This window comes from Paenibacillus forsythiae T98 (assembly GCF_000520735.1).
Classification (GTDB): domain Bacteria; phylum Bacillota; class Bacilli; order Paenibacillales; family Paenibacillaceae; genus Paenibacillus_AQ; species Paenibacillus_AQ forsythiae.
The window spans coordinates 1-3,254 of sequence record NZ_ASSC01000194.1; the positions used below are offsets into that span (position 1 = coordinate 1).

The 3,254-nt window shown below is 55.3% G+C and carries 3 protein-coding genes and 1 pseudogene; 2 read left to right on the top strand and 2 right to left on the bottom strand.

The window, feature by feature from the left end; genetic code table 11:
* The coding region (locus tag L692_RS0107040; RefSeq protein ID WP_025698428.1) for an aminotransferase-like domain-containing protein at positions 1 to 1,160 on the bottom strand (1,160 nt) is incomplete at its 3' end.
* A 71-nt stretch (positions 1,161 to 1,231) separates the two neighbouring features.
* Positions 1,232 to 1,888, bottom strand: coding sequence for a response regulator transcription factor (locus L692_RS0107050; protein WP_025698430.1), 657 nt, complete (start codon positions 1,886 to 1,888; stop codon positions 1,232 to 1,234).
* Between the two features lie 275 nt (positions 1,889 to 2,163).
* Between L692_RS0107050 and L692_RS0107055 the strand changes: the two genes are divergently transcribed.
* Positions 2,164 to 2,571 carry a hypothetical protein gene (locus tag L692_RS0107055; protein ID WP_025698432.1) on the top strand — a complete coding sequence of 136 codons (408 nt, stop codon included), beginning with the start codon at positions 2,164 to 2,166 and terminating at the stop codon, positions 2,569 to 2,571.
* Positions 2,568 to 3,254: pseudogene (locus tag L692_RS0107060) on the top strand (phosphodiester glycosidase family protein); the annotation flags it as partial. The gene L692_RS0107055 and the pseudogene L692_RS0107060, both read left to right, overlap by 4 nt.

Here is a 3,254-nt window from a genome sequence, read left to right on the forward strand (position 1 = left end):
AGCTCATCGCGGCCAGGATGGCTGAAATTGAGCCGGATATATCCGCTGCCGCTGCCGTCCGCCGTACAGAGCGGCCCCGGCAGGTAAGCCACACCCTTGCGAAGCGCATTCTTCAGCAGGACCAAAGCATCCAGTCCGTCTGGCAGCGATACCCACAGGAACATGCCGCCGGAGGGCAGATTATAGGAACAGTCCTTCCAGGCGGGACGCTTGAGCAGCTCCACCATCAGCTTCAGCCTCGTATTGTACTCACGGTTCAGCATGGCAATATGCTCCCGCAAATCGAACGCCGACGCATGGAGCAGATGGTACAGCAGACGCTGATTCAGCGAGCTTGACTGCCAATCCGCCATTCCCTTGGCGGCCGCCATCACAGCGATCAGCTCGCGGCTGCCAGCCGCCCAGCCCGTCCGAAGAGCAGGCGCAACCGTCTTGCTGAAGGAACCAATATACAGCACATGTCCCCCCTCGCCCGCATTCTCCAGTGCATATAAAGAAGGATACCTCGACGCGATCCGGTTCTGACGCTGAAAATGAAGATCGCCGTAGGAATCGTCTTCCACAATGAGCACGTTATGCGAAATGCATAGCTCCAGCACTTCCTTGCGCCGTTCCAGGCTCCAGAGGATGCCGCTCGGATTCGTAAAGCTCGGCGCCGCAAACAGCGCTTTGGGTCTATTCCGCACAATCAGCTCCCGCAGATGCTCCGGCAAAAGTCCGTCATGATCGCCCGGGGCCGGAATAATGACCGCGCCCTGCATCTGCAGCGCCTGCAGGAAGCCGGGAGATGTAGGATTCTCCACAAGCACGCGGTCGCCCGGATCAATGTATACCCGGGACAGCAGATCCACCGCTTGCTGGCTGCCTGTCGTCAGCAGGATGCCGCCTTGAGGAATATGTACTCCCTTGCCTCTCAGCCAGTCGTTCCCCAGCCACTCCCGCAGCGGCCCGTACCCTTCCGGATCTCCGTACTGAAGCGCCTGCGCATCGGCCGAAATCACGGTTGAAGCCGCTTCGGCCAACAGGGGCAGCGGGAACAATTCCTCCGCCGGCAGCTCTTCGGCCAGCGAAATGATGGAGCCCCGGCGCGTCTGTGTCCGAATGCTCAGAAGCGGCGAATTCATCAGCGTCCGCGTACGAGCGGAAAAATCATATTTCATGCGGCGCCCCCTTTTATGCTTTCATGAATGAATATTCCGGAAGACGCCGCATTATGCCGTCCTGCCGGATGCTATGCATACATGGGTCTGATTTGATGCGAGTACAGCGCGTATTTCTCGATCGCCTGCGCCCGGGTGGAAACTTCGAGCTTAACATAAATCTTGCGAAGGTAATTGTCAATGGACCGCCGGCTTACATCAATCTCAAGCGCTATTTTATCATAGGTGACCCCTTGAACAATTTGTTCCATAATGAATCTTTCGGTCGCGGTCAGCTTCAGCACGGCGCCGCTCTCCTCGGACGGGCAGATCGGCGAGACCACCGTACCGAGCCACCCCAGGGGCAGGGACAGAAATCCTTCACGCAGTCCTCCAATCAGTTGCAACAGCTGGCTCGGCGACGCCCCTTTGGATAAGATGCCGCTGGCTCCCAGCTTTAAGAGCGGCTGCAACAGCTCCTGGCCTTCTCTATCGGTCATCACGACAAAATGAGAAGAAGGGGAGCTTTTTTTCATCTCGGGCAGTATGGTCTCAATCAGGTCATCCGCCATGCAATAGTCAAGAAGCACCAGCTCCGGCTGATTCTCCCGCACCACCTCGGCTCCTCCCGTCCAATCGCTGTAAGTTCCCAGCACAATTAAATTCCCCGCTTCTTCCAGAATCAGCTTCGTTCCCAGCATACTCGTGGGATGACAGCCCATAATCACTACCTGCCAAACTTTCATCATTAAAGCCCAGACCTCCTGATACTATGTAATTTACCCGGAACAAAGCACATATCCGCATTTTCCGGATAATGCAAGATGAGAAACGATCTCGTGCTGCACTCCGCCCTTTTTCCTATACACTATATACATGGCGCTTTGCGGAATCTAGTGAAATTGTAACGCACGGCTTTCGGAGGATGCAATTATTTTTTTCCTGATTCTTCCTTCCCCTTTTTGCGAAACTGGCATAATTCTGGTAGAATAAGGACTCACAAAAAGGTTCGAGGTGATTATGAATGCAGCCGTCAATGAAATCGCCGGACGCGTATCCATCCCGCGCCGCGACGAGAAACGGCTCCTCCGTCAAATGGTTCCTGCTGTTCTGGCTGGTCGTGATTGCTGCCTGCGGCTTCGCTGTCTACAGCTACACGAATCATTTGAAGGATCAGATGCTAAAGCAGCTTTCTGCGCAAAGTCAGCAGCAGCTTTCCTTGCTTCAGTCGGATTATGAGCAGAAACTGTCGGTTTTGTCGAAAGAAATCAGCGAGCTGCAGGACAAAGTGCAGTCGTTCAATGAGCTCCTTACGTTTACCAAGGATAACGCCAGCACCAAGACGGACAACAGCAATAAGCTCTACACCCAGTTAAGCGAAGTCCGCAAGCAGCTCGACGCTTTACAGAAAGAGATGGATCTGCTGAAATGATAACGCCGGTCAAAAGAGTGAACCGTTTCTTCATGCTCGTTACCGCGCCGTTCATCGGCCTTCTGCTGTGCCTGTCCCTGTACAGACCGGCGCTTACGCTGAATCTGGAAACGCAGCGCTTCTCGCCTTCTGCGGGTCCTGTGCAGCTTACATCCGGGATCAAGGACCAGTTGGGCAAGGCTCAGGCCTCCGCTACCTACACGATCCATTCCGTGAGCGCCAGTGCGAAGCTGTACCAGGAAACGACAGCCGCGATGAACGCGCTTGTGGATAAGGCCATGTTACAGGCGGGCCGCCCCGCTATGATATACAACAGGCGTATTACGGCCAGGCTCGGCTCCCCGTTCGATACCATTAACAGCAGCCGTATCCGAATCGAATTGTACCGGGTCAACCCCGGCAGCTATACAGGCTATGCAATGAAGATCAAGCTCAAGGACAAGGCGGCGATGACCATGAGTCTCGGGCAGGCCGGTCCCGGAAGTTCGGAAACGACCCTCCATGCGGCCAACCGGTACGGTGCTGTCGCCGGCATTAACGCGGGGGGCTTTGCCGACAAGGATGGCAGGAGATATCCGCTCAGCACCACAATCGTGAAAGGTCAGTATGTAACCGGCTTTGAATCCAGCTACAAGGATTTAAGCTTCGTAGGCATGAGCCAAGAAGGACGGCTGATCGGCGGG

Excerpts from the sequence above, each read along its gene's own strand:
- L692_RS0107050 (WP_025698430.1), bottom strand. The coding sequence starts at position 1,888 with ATGATGAAAGTTTGGCAGGTAGTGATTATGGGCTGTCATCCCACGAGT.
- L692_RS0107055 (WP_025698432.1), top strand. The coding sequence starts at position 2,164 with ATGCAGCCGTCAATGAAATCGCCGGACGCGTATCCATCCCGCGCCGCG.